Consider the following 2309-nt stretch of genomic DNA (forward strand, 5'->3'; position numbering starts at 1 on the left):
CCCGCTGACGCCACGCTGGCGCGCGCCGCCTTCGCCGGTGCGTCCGACCTGCGGGGCGCGGCGCGGCGCTGCGTGGCGCGCGGCATGACCACGGTCGAGGAAGCGCTGCGGGTGATCCGCCAGGAAGAGAAATCCCATGGCGTCGTTTGATTTCGTCGCGCTCGACGTCCGCGGAAAAGAGCGCCAGGGACTGCTGGAGGCCGACAGCGAGCCCGATGCGCGCCGGCTGCTGGAACAGCGCCAATGGGTCCCGCTGCAGCTGGTGCCTGCGCCCCGGACCGCGCAGCGCTCGCTGCGCCCGGGCCGGGCGCTGCGCAGCAAGGACCTGACCCTGTTCACGCGGCAGCTGGCCACCCTGGCCACCGTGTCGCCGCTGGAAGAAGCCCTGTTCACCATCGGCTCGCAGGCGGGCCGGCCGGACGTGCGCCGGGCGCTGCTGGCAACCCACGCCCAACTGGTCGAGGGCCAGCGTTTGTCGGAAGCGATGGGCCGCGTGCCCGGCGCATTCCCGCCGCTGTACCGGGCCATGGTGGCCGCGGGCGAAGGCTCGGGCGCGCTGCCGGTCATCCTGGAACGGCTGGCCGACATGCTCGAAAGCCACCAGCAGCTGCGCAGCAAACTCACCACGGCCCTGGTCTATCCCGCGGCGCTGGCGGTCACCGCCACCCTGGTGGTGGTGGCGCTGATGACCTTCGTGGTGCCCAAGGTGGTGGATCAGTTCGAATCCATGGGCCGCGTATTGCCGCTGCTGACGCGCGGGGTGATCGCGGTGTCGGAGTTCATGGTGGCCTGGGGCCTGCCGCTGCTGGGCGTGGCCGTGGCGATGGCGGTGGCGGCGCTGGTGGCGCTGCGGCGGCCCGCTGCGCGCCTTCGCGCCGATCGCTGGCTGCTGGGCCTGCCCCTGGTCGGGAAGCTGGTCCGCGATGCGCACGCTTCGCTGTTCGCACGCACCCTGGCCACGATGGTGTCCAGCGGCATGCCGCTGATGGAGGGGCTGGTGGTGACCGCCCGCACGGTGCAGAACCGCGCGCTGCGCGCCGCCACCGAGGGCATGGTGACGGCCATCCGCGAAGGCAGCAGCCTGTCGTCGGCCATGCGCGGCGCGGCCATCTTCCCGCCCACCCTGCTTTACATGGCCGCCAGCGGCGAAGAAAGCGGGCGTCTGGCGCCCATGCTCGATCGCGCGGCGGACTACCTGGACCGCGAGTTCAGCACCTTCACCTCCGTGGCCCTGAGCCTGCTCGAACCCGCCATCATCATCGCCCTGGGCGGCGTGATCACCCTGATCGTGCTGTCCATCCTGCTGCCGATACTGCAGTTCAACTCGATGGTCATGGCATGACCTGGAGAACGCCCATGTACCCCCGCCGCACCCGTCGCGCCGCCAACGGCTTCACCCTGATCGAGCTGATGGTGGTGATCGTGATCATCGGCCTTCTGGCCACCGTGGTTACGCTGAACGTGCTGCCCAGCCAGGACCGGGCCATGGCCGAAAAGGCCCGGACCGACGTGAGCCTGCTGGAACAGGCGCTGGACACCTACCGGCTGGAAAACCTCGCCTACCCGCGCACCGAGGACGGCCTGCAGGCCCTGCTCAAGCCGCCCGCCAGCCTCAGCCGCCCCGAGCGCTACCGCGCCGGCGGCTATATCCGGCGCCTGCCGACCGACCCGTGGGGCAACGCCTATCGCTACCGGCACCCGGGACAGCACGGTTCGTTCGATGTTTATTCGCTCGGCGCCGACGGTGCCGAAGGCGGCGAAGGCGATGATGCGGACATCGGCAACTGGACCCCGTAACCGGCGCTCGCCGGGCTTCAGCCTGGTGGAGCTGATGGTGGTCCTGGTGATCATGGGCCTGGTGGGCACCGCCGTGCTGATGACGGCGCCCGCACCCGAGGCGCGCCTGTCGGCGCAGGCCGAGCGACTGGCCGTGCACCTGGCGCGGGCGCGCGAGGAAGCCATCATGCGCAACCAGCCGGTGGCGCTGCGCGTGGACGCGGCGGGCTACGGCTTCAGCGTGGGCCGGTCCGGGCAGTGGACCGCCCTGGCCCAGCCGCCGTTCGACCAGCGCCGTTTCGAAGGCGACGTGCACGCCGTGTTCGAGCCCGATGAAAGCTTCGCGCGCTTTGAGTTCGACGCCACCGGCGACACCGACGGCGGCGGCGTGACGCTGGCGGCCCTGGACGCGTCCTGGCGCGTAGCCCTGGACCCGGAGGGACGCCTGAGTGTGCAGCCGGCGCGCCGCTGACCGCGGCTTCACGTTGATCGAAATGCTGGTGGCCCTGTCGGTCTTCAGCCTGGCGGTGCTT

General features: G+C 71.1%; 3 protein-coding genes. All 3 read left to right on the forward strand.

Going from position 1 to position 2309, the window contains the following annotated elements; genetic code table 11:
* Positions 1-136: 136 nt before the first annotated feature.
* Genes gspF through K0M70_RS04370 form a run of 3 tightly spaced genes read left to right on the forward strand, consistent with a single transcriptional unit; the run spans position 137 to position 2248 of the window.
* A complete protein-coding gene (gene gspF, locus K0M70_RS04360) occupies positions 137-1342 on the forward strand; it encodes a type II secretion system inner membrane protein GspF (RefSeq protein WP_290779763.1) in 1206 nt (401 codons plus the stop codon).
* Positions 1343-1356: 14 nt separating this feature from the next.
* Positions 1357-1797, forward strand: coding sequence for a type II secretion system major pseudopilin GspG (gene gspG / locus K0M70_RS04365; RefSeq protein ID WP_290779765.1), 441 nt, complete (start codon positions 1357-1359; stop codon positions 1795-1797).
* Positions 1769-2248 (forward strand): GspH/FimT family pseudopilin, encoded by a 480-nt coding sequence (locus K0M70_RS04370; protein WP_290779768.1) that lies wholly within the window; start codon positions 1769-1771, stop codon positions 2246-2248. The genes gspG and K0M70_RS04370 overlap by 29 nt, the downstream gene beginning before the upstream one ends.
* The last annotated feature ends 61 nt before the right edge of the window (positions 2249-2309 follow it).

Source organism: Arenimonas sp. (assembly GCF_019459675.1).
In the GTDB taxonomy this organism is placed as follows: Bacteria; Pseudomonadota; Gammaproteobacteria; order Xanthomonadales; family Xanthomonadaceae; genus Arenimonas.

Bases quoted from the DNA above. Each gene is read 5' to 3' on its own strand.
- gspF (WP_290779763.1), top strand. From the start codon at position 137: ATGGCGTCGTTTGATTTCGTCGCGCTCGACGTCCGCGGAAAAGAGCGC.
- gspG (WP_290779765.1), top strand. From the start codon at position 1,357: ATGTACCCCCGCCGCACCCGTCGCGCCGCCAACGGCTTCACCCTGATC.
- K0M70_RS04370 (WP_290779768.1), top strand. From the start codon at position 1,769: ATGCGGACATCGGCAACTGGACCCCGTAACCGGCGCTCGCCGGGCTTC.